Source organism: Desulforegulaceae bacterium (assembly GCA_034006035.1).
Lineage (GTDB): Bacteria > Desulfobacterota > Desulfobacteria > Desulfobacterales > JACKCP01 > JACKCP01.
This window is the reverse complement of record JAVETN010000006.1, coordinates 125,084-145,903: the sequence shown is the minus strand read 5'-3', so window position 1 is coordinate 145,903 and position 20,820 is coordinate 125,084. Positions and strand designations below refer to the sequence as shown.

Sequence of the window (20,820 nt, the reverse complement as noted above, 5' to 3'; positions counted from 1 at the left end):
GCTTAATTGTTATTATAAAATCAAGGGGAATAAAATTATGTATAAATATGTTTTTGGGCCGGTACCTTCACGAAGGCTTGGAGTTTCACTTGGAGTGGATCTTGTTACCCATAAAACCTGTTCACTTGACTGTGTATATTGTGAATGCGGGAAAACAACTATTCTTACAGCCGAAAGAAAAGAATATGTTCCTGTAAATGAAGTAAAAAAAGAGCTTGAAGATTATTTTAAAAAAAATTCAAAACCTGATTTTGTCACCTTTTCCGGTTCAGGAGAGCCTTGTCTTAATATAAAAATTGGAGAAATTCTTGATTTTATCAAGGCAAATTTTAATGTAAAAGTTTGCGTTTTAACAAACGGAACTCTTTTTGAAAACAAGGAGCTGAGAAAAGATCTTTTAAATGCGGATCTTGTAATGCCTTCCCTTGACAGTGCTGATAAAAATTCTTTTTTAAAAATAAACAGACCCGTTAAAGAAATAAAAGTTGAAAATTATATAAAAGGGCTTTCCGATTTTAAAAAAGAGTTTAAAAACAGGCTTGAGCTTGAGATTTTTATTCTCCCTGATTTTAATGATTCCAAAGAAGATATTTTAAAACTTAAAAGTGCAGTCAAACAAATAAACCCGGATCTTGTACTTTTAAATACCCTTGACAGGCCCGGAGCTATTAAAGATCTTCGGCCTGCTTCTGAAGCTGAACTTTTAAAATTTAAAAAAGAGCTGGGTTTTGAAAATACTCAAATTATTTCTAAAAGTATTCAAAGAAAAAATATTACTTCATATCGAAAAGACAGGGAAGAAGCAATATATGGAATGATTTTTAGAAGACCTTGCACTATAGATGATTTAACTGAAATTTTAGGACTCCATAGAAATGATATAGGAAAATACCTTGATGTTCTTGTCAGTCAGGGACAGGTTGAAGTGGAAGAACTTGAAAGGGGAGTTTTTTATAAAATAAAAAAAACTAATGAGATTAGTGTTAACTGAAATCTGAAAATTTTGCATATGCTTTGGAATAAAAAGATTTAAGGTTTTAAAAGACACAGGTTTCTGCCTAAGAATAAACTTGGTTTTTAAAAGTTTAAGTTTTCTTTTTTTCATACAGCTTTTTTTAAATTAAACTAGAAAAGTTTTTGTTTTTGTTGTGCAATTAAGCGTATTTCAAAACATTTAAAACGCAGTCACAAGAGTTTTTAAAAGCTTTGTCAAAATCCCAATTTAATTTGTTTCTATCACCGGTTTCATTGCTGGCAGCCCTAATTTCAATAAAAGGAATTTTATATAAAAAAGACACATAGGCAGAGCCTGCACCTTCCATGTTTTCCATTCCAGCATCATAGTTTTTAAATAAAAACTCTGCTTTTTTTCTTGTTGAAGTGATTTCTGAAACCGTTAAAAAAGGATAGAAACCCACTTTATATTGTGTTTTTGTTTTGATTATATCCAAAACTTGAAGGCTTGTGTTTTTATCTGTTTCAAAGACATTAGTAAGAAAATTTTCATTGGTAAGAGAAAATGGAAGGGGGGAGGGGATAATTGGATTTTTTGGGTTTTCCACTCCAAGATGGTGATAAATTTCTTTTGATGCAATTCCAAGATCACCAATGGAAATGTTTTTTTGTAAAAAAGCTCCAGCACATCCTGTTTGGATTATTAAATCAGGCTTTGGATTGTTTTCAAGATAAAGAGTAAGTGAATGAACAGCATTTAAAATGCCGGGCCCTGATACTAAGATATCTGTATTTCTATTGTTTATTTTTCCTTTTTCAACAATCATTGAATGTTTCTTTATTGATTTGCTTTTTCCCAGATGTTTTACAATAGGTTTTACTTCATCGTAAACAGCTGAAATAATAAGTATTTTCTTAAACATTTAAAGTCCGGTTTTTAAAATGATAATTATTTCATTAATTAGCTCTTCACACTTTTTTTTATTTGCTCCGAAAATATCTGCTCCTGGATCCAAAAATGGAAGAATTCTTGTTTGTAAAAATCTGTCCATTACAGCTTCAATTACAAAAGCTGCAAGTTTTATATCTGTGTTTTTTTTAATTTCACCTTTTATTTTTGCATCATAAAGAAGCTCACATAAAAATTCATGGGCTTCTTTTCTTATTTTTTTTTGAATATCCTTTCTTAAAGGAATGTCTGAATTTAAAAGCATTCTTATATATATTCTGTAGATATTTGGATGGTTGTCAGTAAATTCAACTCCTGATTCAAATATTTTTTTCAATCTTTCAAAAATATTCTCATTTTTAGTTTTTTCTCTGACATCCCTTAAGTAATCTTTTACTTTTTCAATTGCAAACTTATAAATATATAAAAAAAGACCTTCTTTGTCTCCAAAATAGGAAAAAATTGAGCCCTTGGCAATTTCAATTTTTTGTACAATGGAGTTTATACTAGCCCCTTTGTAACCTTTTGAAGCAAATTCTTCTGTTGAAACTTTTATTATTTTTTCTTTTTTATCAGAAGGGAGATTTAAAAATGTTTGTTTTGCCATGATTATATAAGTCTGGATAAAGCCTTAAGAGCAAGCTGATATCCAAAACTTCCAAATCCGCAGATAACTCCTGTTGAAATGTCTGAAAGGTATGACTTATGTCTTATTTTCTCCCTTTTATAAATATTGGAAAGATGAACCTCGCAAACAGGAATTTTATGCATTAAAACAGCATCTCTTATAGCAATACTTGTGTGGGTGTAGGCTGCTGCATTTATAATTAAGCCATCAATTTTGCCAAATTCTTGATTTAGTTTTGAAACAATTTCTCCTTCATGGTTAGACTGAAAAAAAGAGATTTCAATTCCAAGCTCAGCAGATATTTTTTTAAGCTCTGAATTAATTTCTTCAAGAGTTTGCTCACCGTAAATTTCAGGCTCTCTTTTTCCAAGCATATTAAGGTTTGGACCGTTTATTACAAGAAGTTTTTTCATTTGGAACCTGCAAGAAATTTTAGGTTTTCAATTTCTTCTTTATAGTCATCTTTGTTAAAAATTGCAGAACCAGCAACAAAAATATCAGCTCCAGCCTTGGAGATATCTTTTATTGTTTTTGAATTAACTCCGCCATCAACTTGAATTTTAGTATCAAGATTTTTATCATTGATCATTTGTTTTATTATTTTAATTTTATCAAGAGAGTTTTTTATAAATTTCTGTCCTCCAAAACCTGGATTAACACTCATTACAAGAACAAAATCAAGGTCTTCGATAACCCATTTTAAAACATCAGGATCTGTTGAAGGATTTAAGGCAACACCTGCCTTTACATTGTTTTCTTTGATTTGCTGAACCACCCTGTGAAGATGAGGACAGGTTTCTGAATGAACAGAAATATAATCTGCGCCGCTTTTAGCAAACTCTTCAATATGTTTTTCAGGTTTTTCTATCATAAGATGAACATCAAGGGGAAGGTTGGTGATTTTTTTGCATGTTTTAACAATTATTGAACCATAGGTGATATTTGGGACAAATTGTCCATCCATTACATCAATATGAATCCAGTCTGCACCTGCTTTTTCAGAATCAGAGATTTCCTTGCCAAGAATTGAAAAATCAGCTGATAAAATTGAGGGGGCAATTATTTTTTTCATTACAAATCCTTTGAAATTTAAAAAAAATTATTGATTTTATCAAAATCTGTTAAGAAGTTATTTGGTTTATTTATTTTAAAAGCTTTAAAAACGATCTCATCAGTAAATTCTTTATCTTTATATATAGTGACAACAGCATCCTGATCAAAAGGGATTGCTATTCTAATTTCTTCTTCAGGGCTAAAGTATTCATCATGGATAATAAATTTTTTATTGTAGATTTCAAGTTCAGTTTTTATATGTGATTTTAAAACACTTGGAGGCAGCTTATATAAAAAAACATTTGCTCCTATTATAGGAGAAATTATTGAAGGAGTATCCATATGATTTATCACAAGGCTTACCTTGGTTTTTTCTTTTACTCTAAGACCCTGCGAAGGTTTTTGGGATAAAACCACAGACTGCCTAAAGTCTGGAGAAAAAACTGATTCAATTTTATCTATAATAAGATTTCTTTTTGCTATCTTTTTTTCAGCTTCTTCAATTGTCATTCCTGTTAAATCTGGCATGGTATATTCTTTGAGTTTTCTCCCAAGACTTACAAGAAGGGAGACATCTGTGTTTGACTTTATGAAAACTCCCTGGGAAGGTGAAGATGCTATTATATGATCTTTTTTAACTTTATCGTGGTGGACATAGGAAAGATGTGATAGTTTTATTCCGTTTTTAAAAATTTCTATTCTAGCCTCATCAATAAATTTACCGTATAAAAAAGGCATTAAATCGCTTTTTTGGCCTCTTGAGATTGTGAGGTGAACATCCCGCCCTTTTTTCACTGTTTCTCCGGGAAGAGGAGCTTGATCAATTATATAATCAGCAGGAACAACCTGACTGAATTCAAAGCTTTTTATTCTAGGTATAAGTGCAAGTGAGTCAAGCTGATTTAGGCAATAGCTTATCTCTTTTCCCCTGAAATCTGAAACAATTACTTCTGGCTGATTTTTTGTAAGATAATGAATGGTAAAAAAGGCAAAAACACCAGTTATTATTGAAAAAATAACTAAAAGAAAAATAAATTTAATTATTTTTGAAATCATAATCTGTGTTTTTTATCCTTTACTAGGAAAGCTGCAAAAAATCCGTCAGTTTTTGAGATATAAGGTAAAATTGTAACATCCCCATTATTATCAATATATTTTATTTCATTGTGGTCAAGTTCAGCTCTTTTAAAGTTTTTGTTTTGCTCAAGGAATTGATTTATTACTTCAGTTGTCTCTTCAGGCTCAAAGGAGCACACACAATAAAGAAGAAGTCCTCCTTTCTTTAAAAGAGGGGCTGTGTTTTTTAAAATGAGTTTTTGAGTTTTTGCACATTCTTTAATGTCTTTTAAAGTTCTATTCCATTTTGTGTCAGGATTTCTTCTTAAAACTCCAAGTCCTGAGCAGGGTGAATCAACAAGGATTTTATCAAAATATTCTGACTTAATTTTTTGAGAACTCTGTGTAAGATCAACTACTGCGGTTTTTACAGAGTTGCTAAACCCAAGCCTTAACATTTCTTCTTTTAATAGTTCAAGTTTTGCTTTGTTTAAATCGGCAGCAGTTATTTTTGCTTTTCCTTTGGTAAGTTGGGCAAGATATCCTGTTTTTCCACCATATCCTGCACAGGCATCCATTATAATTTCATTTGGTTTTGGATCAAGAAGGGCTGTTACATATTGTGCTCCCAAATCCTGAACCTGAAAAAAACCTTTTTTAAATCCAGGTAGCTTATCTATGGTAAATTTGGGTTTTACTAAAGAAATAGAGTTTTTGCCTGAAATATCTTTCCAAACTTTTTCTGCAGCAGGCAAAAGAAGTTCGTATAAGTCTTTTTTTGTGGTTTTTATTGTATTTACCCTCAATGTGATGGGGGGAGTTTCATTATAAAAACTACACAAATCTTCAGTGTTTTTTTTCCCAAATCTTTTTTCCCAGCGTTTTGTCATCCATTTTGGAAAATCAGCTGAGTTTTTTTCATACTTAAAAAATTTTTTTGAATCAAAATCCCTTGAAAAGTTTCTTAAAATTCCGTTTACAAATCCACTGGCACTTTTAAAACCTCCGGATTTTACAATTTCAACACTTGTATTTACTGCCGCACTTACAGGAATTTTTTCCAAATATACCATTTGATAAATTCCTGTTCTCAAGGCATTTAGGACAGGAATGTCAATTTTATTAAAGTTTTTATCTGAATTTCTTTGAATTATTTTGTCAAGATTGCCTCTTTTTCTTAAAACTCCATATAAAATATTGTAAAAAAGACTTTTATCTTTTGGATCCATCTGGCTGATTGTTTTTTCATGATCAGCTACAAGAGTATCAAGCATGAGATTTTTGGTTTCAATCAAGGTAAGAAGATAGACTGCAAGATATCTTGGATTTTTTTTTAAATTTTCTTTAATTATCAATTAAGAACTGCTCCCTGGCTGATGTCGTAACCTTTCAGGAATTGAGCCGCAGTCATTTTCTTTTTTCCGGCAGGCTGAATTTCCTTAATCATCAAATCAAAATCACCTGATGAAACAATTAGTCTGGTTTCCTCTGTATTTACTATTGTACCTGGAGTTGCACTGCTTTGGTTTGATGTTTTTTCAACAGAAAAAACTTTAAGTCTGTTATCATCTAAAAATGTAAATGTTCCAGGCCATGGATCAAAGGCTCTTATTTTTGCCTCAATTTTATCTGCGGATTCTTTCCAATTGATGTGGCCGTCTTTTTTTTTCAAAAGAGGAGCATAGGTTGATAACTTATCATCCTGTTTTTGTCTTTTTATTTGATTAAAATTTTTTAAAGTGTAAATTATTGAATCAGCTCCAAGTATGCTCAGGCGGTCGTGTAAAGTTTTTGTTGTATCATTTTTACTAATTTTTGTTTTTTCAATATGTAAAATATCCCCTGTATCAAGGCCTTCATCCATAAACATTGTTGTGATTCCAGTTTCTTTTTCCATATTTAAAATCACATGTTGAATTGGTGATGCTCCTCTGTAAAATGGAAGAATAGACGCATGGATATTTATTGGTGCAAACTTTGGAATATCAAGCACTTTTTTTGGAAGTATCTGCCCATAGGCTGCTACAACAAGAAAATCAGGAGAATATGACTCAAGTTTTTTTATTGACTCAGGCTCTTTTATTTTTTCCGGTTGGAATACTTCTATTCCAAGTTCCAAAGCTTTGGTTTTTACAGGAGGAGGTAAAAGTTTTTTCCCTCTTCCTTTTTTTCTGTCCGGCTGGGTAACAGCAAGGCAGATATTAAAACCTTGATTTTTAAGAGCTTTTAAAGGAACAGCTGCAAACTCAGGTGTTCCCATAAAAATTATTTTATAGTTTTTCCAGTCCATTATTGAGCCTGCTTCACAAGTTTTTTGTGATAAAACTTCTTTTTTAAAACTGAAAGTCTGTCTATAAAAACTTTTCCGTTTAAATGGTCTATTTCGTGCTGCAAGATTATTCCAACAAGTTCATTGTCTTCTATTTCAATTTCTTCGCCCTCAAGATTTAAGGCTTTTACTTTTACTTTTGCATATCTTTTAACATCAGCTCTGATTTCTGGAAGGCTTAAGCATCCTTCTTCCTTTGAAATCTGGCTTCCTTCAGTTTCAACAATATGGGGGTTTATAAGAACAGTATAATTTCTTAGTTGAGGATCGGGATCAGGGTCAAATACGATTATTCTTTTTGTTGAATTTACCTGATTTGCTGCAAGCCCCACTCCGTTTGATTCGTACATGGTGTCTGCCATGTCTTCAGCTAGTTTTTTAAGCTCATCATCAATTGTTTCAACGTCTTTTAAGTTTTCCCTTAAAACTGGATGAGGATAAGTAACAATATCTAAAACTGACATATTCTATACTCCATCTTTAGTATCTGCAAAATATAATATATATAAAAAATAAGATGTAAATGAAAAGAAGAATCTTTTTAATTAATCTGGGGTGAACAAAGAAATTTGAAGTTCCGGCTAGTTTACCTTGGATTGAAGATCATACAATAGAACCAAGAATTTTTCTTGCCTGGCCAATATCTTTGGAAATCTGATCTGAAAGCTCTTCAATACCTGAAAATTTTTTTTCTCCCCTGAGTCTTTGAACAAAACTTACCTTTATTTTTCTACCGTAAAGGTCTTCTTTAAAATCAAGAAAATGAACTTCCACTGTAAAGTTCTGCTCGCCAAAGGTAGGACTGTAACCTATGTTTGCCACTCCTTTATATTTTACATTGTCAATTTCGGGGATTACAGCATAAACTCCGGTCTTGGGGCAAAGTTCATCTATAAGCTCAAGGTTGGCGGTTGGAAAACCTAATTTACTCCCTCTGTTTCTTCCGTGAACCACCTTTCCCCTGATTTGATAAAAACGGCCAAGCATTGATTTTGCCAGATCAAGTTTTCCGCTTGTTACAGATTCTCTTATAAGGGTTGAACTGATTCTTTGGTCTGATAACTTGATCCATTCAGGAACAAAAACTTTAAAATTATGAGTTTTTCCATATTCTTTTAAAAAGTTGATATCTCCTTGGCGGCTTTTCCCAAACATATAATCTTTACCAACAACCACAGCTTTTACTTTAAGCGTATTTACAAGAATATCTTCAATAAATTGGGCCGCTCCAAGATTTGCAAATTCTTTTGTAAATTTGATAATAAGAATATCATCAAGTCCAAAGTGATTTAACAATTCAATTTTTTGCTCAAGGGGGGTAATAGTTGGAGGATGATTTCCCGGCTTTATACATTTCATGGGGTGGGGATGAAAAGTGACAGCCATTGTCCTTAAATTATTTTCTTTACCTTTTTCTACGGCAAGTTTTATAAGTTCTTGATGACCTTTATGTACTCCGTCAAAATTTCCTATTGTTGCTATGGTGCTTAAATTATTGCCTTCAAGTTGTTCGAGTCCGTAATATTCTGTCATGATAAGGTAAATTCCCTTGTGTTTTCATTTATTCAACAAAAAGCATATATAGAATTTTTTATTTTTGAAATCAAACAGTTTTTATTAATTGACACTTAGTGATCAGTAGAAATTTAGTGTAATTGTAAAATATTTAATGTATATAAAGCTTGGTTAGAGCTTAAGCCTGCAGGTTTGGTAATTCCAAAATAAAATATAAAAAAATAAAAGCCTAAAAATGGGAATCTAGTATAAAATTCAACCAGGTTAAATTTATATCTTTTTTAGACTTGGTTTGTTTTTTATAACCAATAAATTTTTATAAGCGGAGTGAAAATGTTTGATTTATTTCTAAAACCAGAAGTGTTGTGGTTTATTGCAGGCTTAATCATGTTTATTGCTGAACTTGCTTCGTCTGGGTTCATTATAGTTTTTTTCGGTTTAGGAGCTTGGGCTGTTGCCCTTATTACCCTTGGAGTCAAAATGAGTCTGGATGTTCAGCTTTCAGTTTTTCTTGGGTTGTCTCTTCTTCTTCTTTTCTTTTTAAGGAAAAAACTCAGTTCTGTCTTTACAGGAAAGATACAAAATGTATCTGAGGGCGAAACAAATGGTATAGTTGGAGAAAAAGCTGTTGCCTCAACTGATATTTCTCCAAATTCAGCGGGTAAGGTAATGTTTCGAGGATCTGACTGGGGTGCAGATTCGGATTTTGAAATAAAACAAGGTGAACCTGTTCAAATAATAGGAAGAAAAAGCATACGGCTTATTGTAAAACCATTTAAAAAAGAGGAATAAACATGACGGGCTATTCATTGATAATTATTGGTCTTGTTGTTTTTGCAGTTATTGTTGTTGTAAAAACAGCAAGGGTGATTCCCCAGAAAGAAGCATTTGTAGTTGAAAGATTAGGTAAATACAGAGCAACTCTTCACGCAGGGTTTCATATTCTGATTCCGTTTCTTGATAAGGTTTCATACAAACACACTTTAAAGGAGCAGGCCATAGATGTTCCTTCTCAGACTTGTATAACAAAAGACAACATTTCTGTTGAAGTTGACGGTATTTTATATATGCAGGTTCTTGATGCCAATAAAGCATCATATGGAATTGATAATTACAGGTTTGCTTCAATTCAGCTTGCACAGACTACCATGAGAAGTGTGATCGGTAAAATGGAGCTTGATAAGACTTTTGAAGAAAGGGACAATATCAACGGAACTATTGTTGCAGCAGTTGATAAAGCTTCTGATCCATGGGGAGTAAAAGTTACAAGATATGAAGTGAAAAATATTGTTCCTCCTCAAAGTATAAAGGAAGCAATGGAAAGGCAAATGAAGGCAGAAAGGGATAAAAGAGCTGCAATTGCTGAGTCTGAAGGGGACAGACAGTCAAGAATAAACAGGGCAGAAGGGATGAAAAAAGAAGCAATTTCTGTATCAGAAGGTGAAATGCAAAAAAGAATCAATGAAGCTGAAGGTCATGCTCAGGAGATTTTAAAAGTTGCAAATGCAATATCCCAAAGTCTTAAAGTTGTGGGTTTGGCAATAAAAGAAGAAGGTGGAGAAGCAGCTGTTAATTTAAGAATTGCAGAACAATATATTGGTCAATTTGGAAATCTTGCAAAAGAGTCAACCTCTCTTGTTATACCTACAGACCTTTCAGATATTACAGGTTTTGTTAAAACAATGGGTAGTTTTGTTGACAAAGGAAAAAAAGCCTAATTTGAAGTTTTGTTAAACTTAATAAAAAATTTAAAAACTTTTATTGAAATGCATCAGGAATATCAAAGTTGAAACCTGATGCATTTTTTTATTTAAGAAGCTTTAAATTTGACTAGCCTTGATTTGTTTTTATTGGGTTTTTTAATATAGTCTTTTGTGGCTTGCTTAATAATTAAAGATATTGGTTTTGACAAAAATCAAGGATAAATGTAGAAAAAGTTTTTGTTTGTGTTTAACTTTTTCAGATTAGTATTTAATAGAATTAACCATAGTTATTTTCAGGGGAGGAGAAATGTTTAAACTAATTGAAAATTTTTTCGGGCTGAAAAGCCACGGAACAAATGTAAAACAGGAAATAATAGCTGGAACTACTACTTTTCTTACCATGGCCTATATTATTTTTGTAAACCCGGATATTCTTTCCGCTACAGGAATGGATAAAGGTGCACTCATTACTGTTACAATACTTGCAGCCTTTTTGGGAACAATGCTTGCCGGGCTATGGGGAAAGGTACCTTTTGCAATGGCTCCGGGAATGGGACTTAATGCTTTTTTTGCATTCAGCCTTGTAATAGGAAAGCAGATAAGCTGGCAAACTGCACTTGGTGTTGTTTTTCTTTCAGGGGTTCTTTTTTTACTTCTTACACTTTTGGGGATAAGAAAATGGATAGTTTTTGCAATTCCAAAAGAAATAAGGCTTGCCACAGCAGCAGGGATAGGGCTTTTCATAACCTTGATAGGGTTCAAAGGAATGGGTCTTATAGTTGCTAATCCCGCCACTCTTGTTGGAATAGGAAAAATGACTACTCCTCTTGTTTTAGGACTTTTAGGTCTGGCAATAATTGCAGTGCTTGAAGTTTTGAAAGTAAGGGGCAGTATGTTGATAGGAATAGTTGCAGTTACCATTATAGCAATGATAACAGGGGATGCCTCCTTGCCTGAAAAATTTATTTCAACTCCCCCATCTCCAGGGCCTATTTTTTTGGAACTTGATATTTTAGGTGCTTTAAAATGGAGTTTATGGGGGGCAATTTTTTCATTTATTTTTGTTGACCTTTTTGACTCCCTTGGAACAATTCTAGCCTGTTCATATGAGGCTAAACTTGTTGATGAAGACGGTAATATTGAAAAAATTGACAGGGTTCTTGAAGCAGATGCTGTTGCAACAATAGCAGGTGCTCTTCTTGGAACAAGTACAACAACAACCTATGTTGAATCTGGTGCAGGTATTGCTGTGGGGGGAAGAACAGGGCTTACAAGTGTTGTAACGGCTTTTCTTTTTCTTCTGGCCCTTCTTTTTACCCCTTTTATTGCAATAGTTCCAACATTTGCAACTGCTCCAGCTCTTGTCATTGTAGGTGTATTTATGTTTAAAAATGTTGGAATGATTAATTTCAGCAAGTTTCATACAGGGATTCCAGCTTTTCTTACAATAATTTTAATGCCTCTTACATATAGTATTTCAATGGGACTTGCTGTTGGTTTTGTTTCTTATTGTATCCTTGGGCTGTTTTCTGGAAATATTAAGAAGATTCATCCTCTTATGTGGATTATCGGTGTTTTCTCTTTTATTGATATAATACTGAATACAATCTAAATTTTAAATTAAGCATGGGTAAGTTTTTAAAAGTTTTCCAATAATAGGATATTAAATAATTTGCCGATGTTTTTATCTGGATGGAGAAATTGATGTCAGAAAAAGTTGAAAAATATTTTATTTCACCGGAAATGCTTGAAAACGATTCATGGGGATTTGCAAAAAAACTTTTTAAAAAAAATCTTGATTTTGATTTATTTGTGGGAATTACAAGGGGAGGAGCCCAGGTTTCGGTATATATCCAGGAAGTGTTTACCGTGCTTACCAAAACAAGAAAAAAATATGCAACCATTCAGGCACAATCTTATAAAGGTATTTATCATGCTTCCAATGAAGTTGAAGTAGATAATATTGAAGGGGTAATTCGTCAAGTTGAAGATGGAACAAGGATAATTGTAATTGATGATATATTTGACAGGGGAAAAACTTTTGAGGGAGTGAAAAATAAACTTTTAAATACAATTGATAAAAAAAATGTTTCCCTTACAATGGCAGCCCTTTATTATAAGCCTGAAAACAGAGTTGCCAATATGCTTCCTGATGAATATTATAAAACTTTTGAGTCACATCAGTGGATAGTTCTCCCCCATGAGCTTGAAGAACTTACAGAAAATGAAATGAAAGCCAAAGGGTTTATTTTTCCTGATTAACTCTTTTTGTTTCTTTGTTTTCAGTAAATAAAAAACGGAATTTATTTAAATGAAATTCCGTTTTTTATATTCAGCTTTACTATTAAATAATCAGTGCAAAAACAAAAAACTTTATTTTCAAGATGGCTAAAGCTTAATTTTATTAATATCTGCTGAATTTACGATTGGCTTTGTATTTGCTAAATAAAAAATCAATTTCTATCAGCCAAATGTTTAGTTGATTTTTTCTCTTAATTTACCTGAACACTTGAAAGTAACAATTTTTCTTGGCGGAAGCATCAAGTCTTTGCCTGTTGCTGGATTTCTTCCTCTTCTTGCCTCTTTTTCCTTAATGCAGAACTTTCCAAACCCTGAGATTAAAATATCCTCTCCGTTTTCAAGGCTTGATTTCATTATTTCTAGAAGGGTTTCTACATGCTCAGATGCATCTTTTTTGCTAAAACCCAGCTCATAAACTTGCTCGATGATGTCATTTTTGGTCAGTGCCATTTAAACTCCTAAATTTGAATTTCTGGAAGAACTTGGATTTATAAGGGGAAATTCCCTTTTTTATAAATATGCTCAAAACAATAATCATAGTATAAGGTCTCTTTTTCAGCAAGAGAGCCGTCTGGTTCTTTAAGTCTGTTTTTAATTATGCTCTCTATCCATATGTTTTTTGAAAAGCTATATAGATTTTCAAAAAACTTTTTAAATTCCAAAGATTTACCCTGTGCTTCAAGGTATGATTTCATTCCTTCTAGCACTGATTTAACAGAGCTTACATAGCCTGTTCCATCGTCTTGAGAATTATTGCTTTCTTTGCAAAGGGAAATGACTATCTCTTTGGTAATTTTAGTAAGATGTTCTGCTTTGGCCTTTTTCATTACAATTCTCCATAACTGTTTGCCAAGGGTAATTTAAAAGTCCTAAAGTTCGATGGAATATATTTTTATTTGTTTTTCGTCAAGTTATCTTTTTATTCTTTTTTATCTTTAAGTACTTAAAATATTAGGCACTTGAAAAAAAAGAAATTTAAATGTAGAAGAAATCAGCCTTGAATATTATACACTCAACTAATTAAAAAATGCTTTTGCATTTTGTTTTAAATTCCAATTTTAAAAGTTTTTAAATTTTAAATTATTCAATATTTGAAAAGCGATGAAAATCTTAAGTTTAACTTACAAATAAAAGTTTTTGTGTCTGTTTTTGTAGAAGAATAAAAAAATCAATTCTGTTACATCTCAAAATCAGGTTCAATTTGTTGACATTGTTAACAATTAACTTTGTCTTAATAACATAGCGAAAATAAAATCAAGAAAAAAATTAATGAATTTTATTGAAGAATTAAAAATCAGAGGTTTTGAAAGCCTTGAAATCTCAGGAGTAAATTCTGGTGTAATTGCCTATATTGTTTCAAGAATAAAAAAATCTTTTTTAAAGCCTGTTTTTGTTTTTGTAAACGATGAAGAAGAAGCTGAAAGACTTTTAACAGACTCAAGCTTTTTTCTGGATAAAAAAGATTTAAGAATTTTCCCAAGATATAATCAGGATATTTTAAAGTCCGATTCCTTTCATATGGAAACCACAGCTCAAAGAATAAAACTTTTGTATGAAATGAAAGAAAGTTTTTTTCAAAAAGTTGTTTTTATTCCCTGGAGTGAAGCCTGCCGATTTCTGATCCCCAAAATAAAGCTTGAAGAAAGCGTTGATCTTTACGGTGCGGGTGAAGATATTAAAATGGAAGATATAATATCTAAGCTTTTAAAGTCAGGATATTCAAGGGCCTCCATTGTAGAAGAACCAGGTGATTACTCAGTAAGGGGAGGAATCTTAGATTTTTATCCTCCTCTATATGATGATCCTGTACGATTGGAGTTTTTTGGGGACTATATAGAATCAATCCGTGTTTTTTCAGTGGTAACCCAAAGAAAAATTAAAGATATAAAAGAAGTTTTTATTGTACCTGTGAGTGAAATAATTGTTTCTGATGATGAAAAAGATAAAATTTTTTCAAAAATCAGAAAAAAAGGAGCCAACTCAAAGGTTTCGGTTGAAGCTGTAAAATCTGTTCTTGAGAAAATAAAAAACGAGGGCTCTTTTCAGGGAATAGAATCCCTTCTCCCAATATTTTATGAAGAAAAAACTGTTTTTGCTGATTATATTCCCAAGGACTCTATTGTTTTGTTTTCAAACCCTTCTATGTTTGAAAAGTCTTTTGAAGAAGTTTATAAAAAAAATGAGGAAAACTATTACAATGCCCTTGATTCTGGATTTTTTATACTCCATCCAAGAGATCTGTTTGAATCTGAAAATAAAACAATTGAAAAACTTGATAAATTCAAAAACATTACCCTGAAAAATCTTCCGGGAAATAATGAAAAAAGCACTAAAATGTTTTTAAAAATTGAAGATAATTCCTGGGTTAAATCAAGGCTTAAGGCAAAAACAGGGTCTGATTTCCCTCTTTCTCCGCTTTCTGAATGGGTTTTTGAGCAAAAAAGAAAAAACATTTTACCTGTAATTGTATGTTCTTCAAAAACTCAATGCGAAAGGCTTTCTTCAGTACTTAAGCCTTATGGAGTTGATGCTGAGCTTTATGAAAGCGATTTGTTTAAAAAAGATGAGTTTAAAAATATCAAGGCTGCAGACCCTGTAATTGTTCCTGGAGATTTGGCCAAAGGTTTTACCTTTGAAGATGAAAGTCTTTCAATTATCACTGAAAATGAAATTTTTGGAGTAAGATATTCAAGAAGAAAAAAGGTTAAAAAGCTTGCCGGTGAAAGAATTTATTCTCTTAATGAACTTGATTTAGGAGATATAATTGTTCATGCTGAACACGGACTTGGAAAATATAAAGGTCTTGAAACAATAAATCTGGGAAGTTTTAAAGGTGAATTTGCCATTGTAGAATATTTTGACAATGACAGACTTTATGTTCCAGTGGACAGAATCAATATTTTACAAAAATATGTTGGAGCTGAATATTCCAGGGTAAAGCTTGACCGTCTTGGTGGGAAGGATTTTACAAAGGCCAAGGAAAAGGCAAAGAAAAAAGCTGAAAAAATTGCTAAGGAGCTTCTTTCTATTTATGCAAAAAGAGAAGTTGAATCAGGTTATGCATTTAGTCCTCCAGACGATCTTTTCAAAGATTTTGAATCAGGATTTCCCTATGTGGAAACAAGCGGACAACTTAAAGCTATTAAAGATGTTTTAAGTGATATGACTTCCAAAAAACCCATGGACAGGCTTGTTTGCGGTGATGTGGGATATGGAAAAACAGAGGTGGCCATAAGGGCTGCATTTAAAGCCTGGAGTGAAAGTAAACAAACAGCAGTTCTTGTTCCCACAACAATTTTAGCTGAACAGCATTATAAGACATTTTTAGAAAGATTTGAGGGTTACCCTGTAAATATTTTTGTTTTAAATAGATTCAAGACCAAAAAAGAGCAAACTGAAATTATTAAAAAAATGGTCTCGGGTGAGGCAGATATTGTAATAGGAACCCATAGGCTTTTGCAAAATGATATAAAATTTAACTCCCTTGGTCTTCTTGTAATTGATGAAGAACAGAGGTTTGGTGTAAAGCACAAGGAAAAAATTAAAAAAATCAAGGCTTTTGTTGATGTGTTGACCCTTACTGCAACTCCTATTCCAAGAACCCTTCATCTTTCACTTTCAGGAATAAGAGATATCAGTATTATCTCAACCCCTCCTGAGGCAAGACAGCCTGTTAATACTTATATTTCAGGATTTGAGGAAAGTGTAATAAAAGAAGCTGTTTTAAAGGAGATCAAACGCAATGGCCAGGTTTATTTTGTTCACAACAGCATAGAAACTATAGATGGAATCTGCTCTTTTCTTGAAAAAATTCTTCCCAATGTAAGAATAGGTAAGGCCCATGGCAGAATGCCTGAAAAGCAGCTTGAAGAAACAATGAGAAAATTTGTCCATAAGGAAACTGATCTGCTGGTTTGTACAACTATTGTTGAATCAGGACTTGATATTCCTGATGCAAATACAATGATTATAAATCGGGCGGATCGGTTCGGGCTTTCTCAGCTTTATCAGCTTAGAGGCAGAATCGGAAGGGGAAGAAACCAGGCTCATGCTTATCTTTTTGTTCCAGAAGAAAACCGACTTACAAATAAAGCCCAAAAAAGGTTGAAGGTTCTTATGCAGTATTCTGAACTTGGAGCAGGTTTTCAGCTTGCAATGGGTGATCTTCAGATAAGGGGTGCAGGCGATATTTTAGGGGCTTCCCAATCAGGTCATGTTACTGCAATAGGTTATGATATGTTTCTTAAACTTTTACAAAATGAAGTATCACACCTTAAAGGGGAGGAAATAAAAGAACCTCTTGAGCCTGAAATCAATATTGGTTTAAGTGCTTATATTCCTGAATCCTATATTCCAGATATTGACCAGAGAATGATTATTTACAGAAGACTTTCAAGACTTTCAGAGCTGACTAACTTAAAAGAGTTTAGAAGTGAGCTTTCTGACAGATATGGTAAGATTCCCCAGGAAACTGAAAATCTTATTCTAAAAATCATGCTTAGAATAATTTGTATGAAAACAGGAATTGTTCAGCTTGATATGAATAATAGCGGTCTTACTTTTATTTTTTCAAAAAATTATGTTAATAGTCCTTTGGCATTAAATAAGCTTGTTGAAAAAAATAAAGGTTGGAAATTTGACGGTGATTTAAAGCTTTTTATAGACACAGGCGGAGTAAAACCCACATTTTTGAAAGCAAAAAACACTCTTTTTAATTTAAATCAAGGTTTGCAGAAATTAAGGTGAAAAACTTTAAAAAATTAATCAACTTAGGGTTATCAAGGTTTTTTATGAAAAAATTTATATTAATTCTTTTACTCCCTTGTTTATTTATGGGATGTCCTGCTGGGAAAAAAGAAATTGAAGGCAAGGTAATAGTAAAGATAGGGGATTCAGTAGTTACAACTGAAGATTTTGAAGCTGCTTTTGAGATTACAAAACTTGGTTATTCCCACAATTATGTGTTAAAGAATCTTTCTGAACTAAAAGAAGATGTTTTAGCCCAGTTAATTGAAGAAGAACTGATTCTTGATTATGCCTCAAAAAAAGGGGTTGAATATACAAACGAAGAATTTATTAATGACCTTGAAGAAGTAAAAAAGGAGTATCCTGACAACGTTTTTGAAGAGATTTTAAAAAACAATTCAATTGAAACTGCTGTTTTTCAAAAAAGATTTAAAAGGGAAATGGCACTTAAAAAAGCTCTTTCATCAATAATTAATAAAAACATTGAGGTTGATGAAAAAGATTTGAGAAGTGTTTTTTTGAAATATTGTAAAGCTAATGATTTAAACTCTGAAGATGTTAAAAATAACAACGAAATTGCTGAAATTGTGTTGGATACTGTGAAAAGACTGACGATTCAGGCTGATTACGATAGTCTTCTTGAAGAGCTTAAGAAAACTATAGAAATAAATATTGTCAAAGAAAATTGGGCTGATGTATTAAAAGAAGGCAGATTATAATTTAACAGGAATTGATAATGAATACTTTGAAATATACAATACTTTTTTGTATTTTGTCTGCTCAGGTTTGTTTTGGAGCTCAAAAGCTTGTGGATAGGATGGTTGCTGAAGTTGATAATGAAATCATCACCTACAGGGAGCTTGAAAAAGAAATAGAGCCCTTTGTTGAAAAAATCAAGCAAGCAGGATACTCAGATGCTGAAGAAAAAGAGCTTATTGCTGAAGTAAGGGCAAGAATGCTCAGAAATCTTGTTGATGAAAAGATTGCTGAAATAGCGGCAAAAAGATCAAAAGTTGAAGTTGATGAAGAAACTGTGGAACAATTTCTTGATAATATAAAAAGAGAGCAAAATCTTACCACAAAAGAGCTTGAGTCAGCCCTTATGATGGAAGGGGTGACTCTTGAAGATTATAAAAACAAATTAAGGCAACAGATTTTAAAAAAAAGACTTATTGATTATGAAGTAAGATCAAAAATAGTAGTAACCAATGAAGATGTTAAAAAATACTACCAGGATAATTTGGTAAAGTACGGGGGAGATGAAGCCTTTGAAATTTGGCATATAACCATTCCTTCAGGTCAATTTGATGAAAATGATAAGGATGAGATCTTAAAAATATTTGGAAATATAAAACAGTTAGCCGAAGGGCAAGATAATTTTACTCAAATCTCTTCAGAAGCAGGATCTTATTTTAATGAAATGAAAGTCTTGTCTGGTAATCTTGGTTATTTTAAAAAAGGAGACCTTTCAGATTCAATAAAAGCTGTAATTGAAAATCTTAATAAAGGCGAAGTAAGTTCTCCTCTTGTTACTTCAAGGGGGATTCAGATTTTTTACATCTCGGATATAAAGAAAAAAAATGAAAAAGATTTTGAAAAGGCAGCTCCTGAGATAAGAAGAATTCTATATGACCAGGAAGTTGGAAAAAGATTTGATAAGTGGATAGAATCTCTTAAGCAGAATATGCATATAACAATTATTGAATAAGGATAGTTTCTTTTTATGGAACAGGTTCCCCTGGATTCTGTACTCCTAAGGAAAACAGAGTTTGGAGATTATGATTATATTCTTACATATTTTACAAAAGAATTTGGCAATGTTTCAGTCATTGCAAAAAATGCAAAAAAAAGTAAAAAAAGATTTTCAGGCAAACTAGAACTCTATACTCTTTCAAAAATAATTTATTCATCAAGTAAAAGGGGAGGAATGCCTGTACTTACAGAGGTTATACTTGAAGACCCTTTTGAAAAAATAAGGCAAGATATTTTTAAACTTGCGTTTGCATCTTATTGGGCAGAAATAATCACTAATTGGGTCTGGGCAAATACACCCCAGGAAAGAATTTATAATCTTTTAGTCTTTCTTTTAGGCGTATTAAATAAAGATAAAATTTCGCCTCAGGCGGCAAACCTTTATTTCCAAGTTTATTTTTTAAAGTTTTCAGGGTTTGATCCCATGCTTTCAAGCTGTGCTTCCTGCGGAAAAGAGATGGATAAAAACATGAAAACTTTTAAGTTTAGATTTGACAAGGGCGGAATCTTGTGCTGCAAATGCTCTGATTTTTTTAACGGCAGCCTTTCTGCAGCTAATGTTAAGCAGCTTTTATGGATAAGGGAAAATCAATTTGAAACGGCTTCAAAACTAAGGTTTTCAGTAAAAAACATTAAAGACTGCACAAGGTTTTTAAGCGGTTTTCTTTCCTATAGCACAGGGAAAGAATTTAATTCACAAAGAATTATCCATTGTCTTGAAGCTAAAGCCTTATAATTTTCAGGGCAGACTTAAAAAAGGGTTTATAAAAAATATGATAAATTTAGAGGAAATATTAGAAAAAAAAAGCTTTTCTGCCTCAGCTCCCTGTAGAATTGATTTTGCAGGAACCCTTGATATAAATACTTTTAGTTTTCCAATGGCCAGTCTTTATCCTGTAACATTTAATATGGCAATTGACCTTAGAACTAAAGTAAGTCTTAATCCATATAAAAAAGATTATATAAAAGTAAGTTCAAAAGGGTTTGAAGACGCTGTTTTCAAGTCCAAAGAAGCTCCTTATAATCATGATTTAGGTCTTGTGTTTGCAATTTGTGATTGTTTTGATTGTGGAGGCCTAGAAGTTAAAATTGAATCTTCATCTCCTCCAAAAAGTGCTCTTGGGGGTTCTTCAGTGTTTTCTGTGGCTCTTGTTTCTCTTCTAATGAAAATTTTGAATAAAGAAAAAATTTTTGCAAAAAATGCTGCATTAAGGGCATTTTTAATTGAAAGTGCAGTAGCCGGAGTCCCCTGCGGTCTTCAAGATCACCTTTGTGCTGCTTTTGGAGGTGCAAATGCCTGGCATTGGACAGATGTTTCTTCCTGGCCTGATTTTACAAATACTTCTCTTTTAAGAAAAAACGAATTTAAAAATGCAGGAAAACATTTTCTTGTGGCCTATACTGGAAAAACCCATGATTCACACTTGGTAAATACAAAATGGAGACAGCAATTTGTATCAGGTAAGTTTAGAGAAATCTGGAATGAAATTGCTCTTCTTTCCCATGAGTTTTGTCTTTATTTTGGGAATAAAGATTTTTCAGCTCTTGGAGAAATTGTAAATAGGGAAGTTGAATTACGTCTTGAAATGACTCCTGATGTTCTTGATAATTCAGGTAAACAGCTTTTTGAACTTGCAAAGCAAAATAATTGCGGAGCAAGGTTTACAGGAGCAGGAGCAGGAGGCTGTGTCTGGGCTGTGGGCTCTCAAAAAGACATTTTAAACCTTAAATCTTTGTGGAAGAGCAAGCTTTCAAAAATTGAAGGAGGAATGCTTCTTGATACAAAGCCAGAATCTGAGGGGCTTTTGTTTGAATCAATTTAAACTTTAGTTTC

Annotated in this window: 21 protein-coding genes; 10 read left to right on the top strand and 11 right to left on the bottom strand. The window is 32.5% G+C overall.

All coding sequences use genetic code 11. From position 1 onward, the window contains the following. The first annotated feature begins 37 nt into the window (after positions 1–37). The gene (locus RBR53_06665) at positions 38–991 is read left to right on the top strand and encodes a radical SAM protein (protein MDY0132336.1); all 954 of its coding nucleotides are present in this window, start codon (positions 38–40) and stop codon (positions 989–991) included. Positions 992–1,154: 163 nt separating this feature from the next. Here the strand turns inward: RBR53_06665 and mqnB are convergent, their stop codons facing one another. The 9 genes from mqnB to RBR53_06620 form a co-directional block, all read right to left on the bottom strand. Continuing rightward, positions 1,155–1,877: a futalosine hydrolase gene (gene mqnB / locus RBR53_06660; protein ID MDY0132335.1), complete on the bottom strand. Its 723-nt coding sequence runs from the start codon at positions 1,875–1,877 to the stop codon at positions 1,155–1,157. Then, complete coding sequence (locus RBR53_06655; protein MDY0132334.1) at positions 1,878–2,510, bottom strand: TetR/AcrR family transcriptional regulator; 633 nt, start codon at positions 2,508–2,510, stop codon at positions 1,878–1,880. A 2-nt stretch (positions 2,511–2,512) separates the two neighbouring features. Next, on the bottom strand, positions 2,513–2,944 hold the full coding sequence (gene aroQ, locus RBR53_06650) for a type II 3-dehydroquinate dehydratase (protein ID MDY0132333.1): 432 nt from the start codon (positions 2,942–2,944) through the stop codon (positions 2,513–2,515). After that, positions 2,941–3,603 (bottom strand): ribulose-phosphate 3-epimerase, encoded by a 663-nt coding sequence (gene rpe, locus RBR53_06645; GenBank protein ID MDY0132332.1) that lies wholly within the window; start codon positions 3,601–3,603, stop codon positions 2,941–2,943. Before rpe ends, aroQ begins: the two co-directional genes overlap by 4 nt. Positions 3,604–3,620: 17 nt before the next feature. Continuing rightward, positions 3,621–4,640: a PASTA domain-containing protein gene (locus RBR53_06640; GenBank protein MDY0132331.1), complete on the bottom strand. Its 1,020-nt coding sequence runs from the start codon at positions 4,638–4,640 to the stop codon at positions 3,621–3,623. Next, positions 4,637–5,995, bottom strand: coding sequence for a 16S rRNA (cytosine(967)-C(5))-methyltransferase RsmB (gene rsmB / locus RBR53_06635; GenBank protein MDY0132330.1), 1,359 nt, complete (start codon positions 5,993–5,995; stop codon positions 4,637–4,639). The genes RBR53_06640 and rsmB overlap by 4 nt, the downstream gene beginning before the upstream one ends. Further along, positions 5,992–6,930 carry a methionyl-tRNA formyltransferase gene (gene fmt / locus RBR53_06630; GenBank protein MDY0132329.1) on the bottom strand — a complete coding sequence of 313 codons (939 nt, stop codon included), beginning with the start codon at positions 6,928–6,930 and terminating at the stop codon, positions 5,992–5,994. The genes rsmB and fmt overlap by 4 nt, the downstream gene beginning before the upstream one ends. Then, positions 6,930–7,433, bottom strand: a complete 504-nt coding sequence (gene def / locus RBR53_06625; GenBank protein ID MDY0132328.1) for a peptide deformylase — start codon at positions 7,431–7,433, stop codon at positions 6,930–6,932. The genes fmt and def overlap by 1 nt, the downstream gene beginning before the upstream one ends. A gap of 139 nt (positions 7,434–7,572) precedes the next feature. After that, positions 7,573–8,502 carry a bifunctional riboflavin kinase/FAD synthetase gene (locus tag RBR53_06620; GenBank protein ID MDY0132327.1) on the bottom strand — a complete coding sequence of 310 codons (930 nt, stop codon included), beginning with the start codon at positions 8,500–8,502 and terminating at the stop codon, positions 7,573–7,575. Between the two features lie 315 nt (positions 8,503–8,817). Here RBR53_06620 and RBR53_06615 point away from each other — a divergent pair, with 315 nt between their 5' ends. The 4 genes from RBR53_06615 to RBR53_06600 all read left to right on the top strand — a co-directional run bounded on the left by RBR53_06615 (position 8,818) and on the right by RBR53_06600 (position 12,449). Then, entirely contained in the window at positions 8,818–9,276 is a 459-nt protein-coding gene (locus RBR53_06615; GenBank protein MDY0132326.1) for an NfeD family protein, read from the top strand. 2 nt (positions 9,277–9,278) lie between these two features. Further along, on the top strand, positions 9,279–10,202 hold the full coding sequence (locus tag RBR53_06610; protein MDY0132325.1) for a stomatin-like protein: 924 nt from the start codon (positions 9,279–9,281) through the stop codon (positions 10,200–10,202). A gap of 292 nt (positions 10,203–10,494) precedes the next feature. Further along, the gene (locus RBR53_06605; GenBank protein MDY0132324.1) at positions 10,495–11,799 is read left to right on the top strand and encodes an NCS2 family permease; all 1,305 of its coding nucleotides are present in this window, start codon (positions 10,495–10,497) and stop codon (positions 11,797–11,799) included. Positions 11,800–11,891: 92 nt separating this feature from the next. Beyond that, on the top strand, positions 11,892–12,449 hold the full coding sequence (locus tag RBR53_06600; protein MDY0132323.1) for a phosphoribosyltransferase family protein: 558 nt from the start codon (positions 11,892–11,894) through the stop codon (positions 12,447–12,449). Positions 12,450–12,662: 213 nt separating this feature from the next. On the opposite strand, the gene RBR53_06595 is transcribed toward RBR53_06600, so the two are convergent. Beyond that, positions 12,663–12,938: an integration host factor subunit alpha gene (locus RBR53_06595; protein ID MDY0132322.1), complete on the bottom strand. Its 276-nt coding sequence runs from the start codon at positions 12,936–12,938 to the stop codon at positions 12,663–12,665. A 38-nt stretch (positions 12,939–12,976) separates the two neighbouring features. Beyond that, a complete protein-coding gene (locus RBR53_06590) occupies positions 12,977–13,315 on the bottom strand; it encodes a hypothetical protein (GenBank protein ID MDY0132321.1) in 339 nt (112 codons plus the stop codon). 442 nt (positions 13,316–13,757) lie between these two features. Here RBR53_06590 and mfd point away from each other — a divergent pair, with 442 nt between their 5' ends. The 5 genes from mfd to RBR53_06565 are packed head-to-tail and all read left to right on the top strand — an operon-like array spanning position 13,758 to position 20,809. After that, positions 13,758–17,234 (top strand): transcription-repair coupling factor, encoded by a 3,477-nt coding sequence (gene mfd, locus RBR53_06585; protein ID MDY0132320.1) that lies wholly within the window; start codon positions 13,758–13,760, stop codon positions 17,232–17,234. A 44-nt stretch (positions 17,235–17,278) separates the two neighbouring features. Then, complete coding sequence (locus tag RBR53_06580; GenBank protein MDY0132319.1) at positions 17,279–17,953, top strand: SurA N-terminal domain-containing protein; 675 nt, start codon at positions 17,279–17,281, stop codon at positions 17,951–17,953. A 17-nt stretch (positions 17,954–17,970) separates the two neighbouring features. After that, positions 17,971–18,942 (top strand): SurA N-terminal domain-containing protein, encoded by a 972-nt coding sequence (locus RBR53_06575; GenBank protein MDY0132318.1) that lies wholly within the window; start codon positions 17,971–17,973, stop codon positions 18,940–18,942. Between the two features lie 15 nt (positions 18,943–18,957). After that, complete coding sequence (recO, locus tag RBR53_06570) at positions 18,958–19,722, top strand: DNA repair protein RecO (GenBank protein ID MDY0132317.1); 765 nt, start codon at positions 18,958–18,960, stop codon at positions 19,720–19,722. Between the two features lie 37 nt (positions 19,723–19,759). Then, entirely contained in the window at positions 19,760–20,809 is a 1,050-nt protein-coding gene (locus RBR53_06565) for a galactokinase (GenBank protein MDY0132316.1), read from the top strand. Positions 20,810–20,820 lie beyond the last annotated feature (11 nt).

What these genes read in the sequence shown, in the direction of transcription:
- RBR53_06665 (MDY0132336.1), top strand. Translation starts at nt 38, where the DNA reads ATGTATAAATATGTTTTTGGGCCGGTACCTTCACGAAGGCTTGGAGTT.
- mqnB (MDY0132335.1), bottom strand. Translation starts at nt 1,877, where the DNA reads ATGTTTAAGAAAATACTTATTATTTCAGCTGTTTACGATGAAGTAAAA.
- RBR53_06655 (MDY0132334.1), bottom strand. Translation starts at nt 2,510, where the DNA reads ATGGCAAAACAAACATTTTTAAATCTCCCTTCTGATAAAAAAGAAAAA.
- aroQ (MDY0132333.1), bottom strand. Translation starts at nt 2,944, where the DNA reads ATGAAAAAACTTCTTGTAATAAACGGTCCAAACCTTAATATGCTTGGA.
- rpe (MDY0132332.1), bottom strand. Translation starts at nt 3,603, where the DNA reads ATGAAAAAAATAATTGCCCCCTCAATTTTATCAGCTGATTTTTCAATT.
- RBR53_06640 (MDY0132331.1), bottom strand. Translation starts at nt 4,640, where the DNA reads ATGATTTCAAAAATAATTAAATTTATTTTTCTTTTAGTTATTTTTTCA.
- fmt (MDY0132329.1), bottom strand. Translation starts at nt 6,930, where the DNA reads ATGGACTGGAAAAACTATAAAATAATTTTTATGGGAACACCTGAGTTT.
- def (MDY0132328.1), bottom strand. Translation starts at nt 7,433, where the DNA reads ATGTCAGTTTTAGATATTGTTACTTATCCTCATCCAGTTTTAAGGGAA.
- RBR53_06620 (MDY0132327.1), bottom strand. Translation starts at nt 8,502, where the DNA reads ATGACAGAATATTACGGACTCGAACAACTTGAAGGCAATAATTTAAGC.
- RBR53_06615 (MDY0132326.1), top strand. Translation starts at nt 8,818, where the DNA reads ATGTTTGATTTATTTCTAAAACCAGAAGTGTTGTGGTTTATTGCAGGC.
- RBR53_06610 (MDY0132325.1), top strand. Translation starts at nt 9,279, where the DNA reads ATGACGGGCTATTCATTGATAATTATTGGTCTTGTTGTTTTTGCAGTT.
- RBR53_06605 (MDY0132324.1), top strand. Translation starts at nt 10,495, where the DNA reads ATGTTTAAACTAATTGAAAATTTTTTCGGGCTGAAAAGCCACGGAACA.
- RBR53_06600 (MDY0132323.1), top strand. Translation starts at nt 11,892, where the DNA reads ATGTCAGAAAAAGTTGAAAAATATTTTATTTCACCGGAAATGCTTGAA.
- RBR53_06595 (MDY0132322.1), bottom strand. Translation starts at nt 12,938, where the DNA reads ATGGCACTGACCAAAAATGACATCATCGAGCAAGTTTATGAGCTGGGT.
- RBR53_06590 (MDY0132321.1), bottom strand. Translation starts at nt 13,315, where the DNA reads ATGAAAAAGGCCAAAGCAGAACATCTTACTAAAATTACCAAAGAGATA.
- mfd (MDY0132320.1), top strand. Translation starts at nt 13,758, where the DNA reads ATGAATTTTATTGAAGAATTAAAAATCAGAGGTTTTGAAAGCCTTGAA.
- RBR53_06580 (MDY0132319.1), top strand. Translation starts at nt 17,279, where the DNA reads ATGAAAAAATTTATATTAATTCTTTTACTCCCTTGTTTATTTATGGGA.
- RBR53_06575 (MDY0132318.1), top strand. Translation starts at nt 17,971, where the DNA reads ATGAATACTTTGAAATATACAATACTTTTTTGTATTTTGTCTGCTCAG.
- recO (MDY0132317.1), top strand. Translation starts at nt 18,958, where the DNA reads ATGGAACAGGTTCCCCTGGATTCTGTACTCCTAAGGAAAACAGAGTTT.
- RBR53_06565 (MDY0132316.1), top strand. Translation starts at nt 19,760, where the DNA reads ATGATAAATTTAGAGGAAATATTAGAAAAAAAAAGCTTTTCTGCCTCA.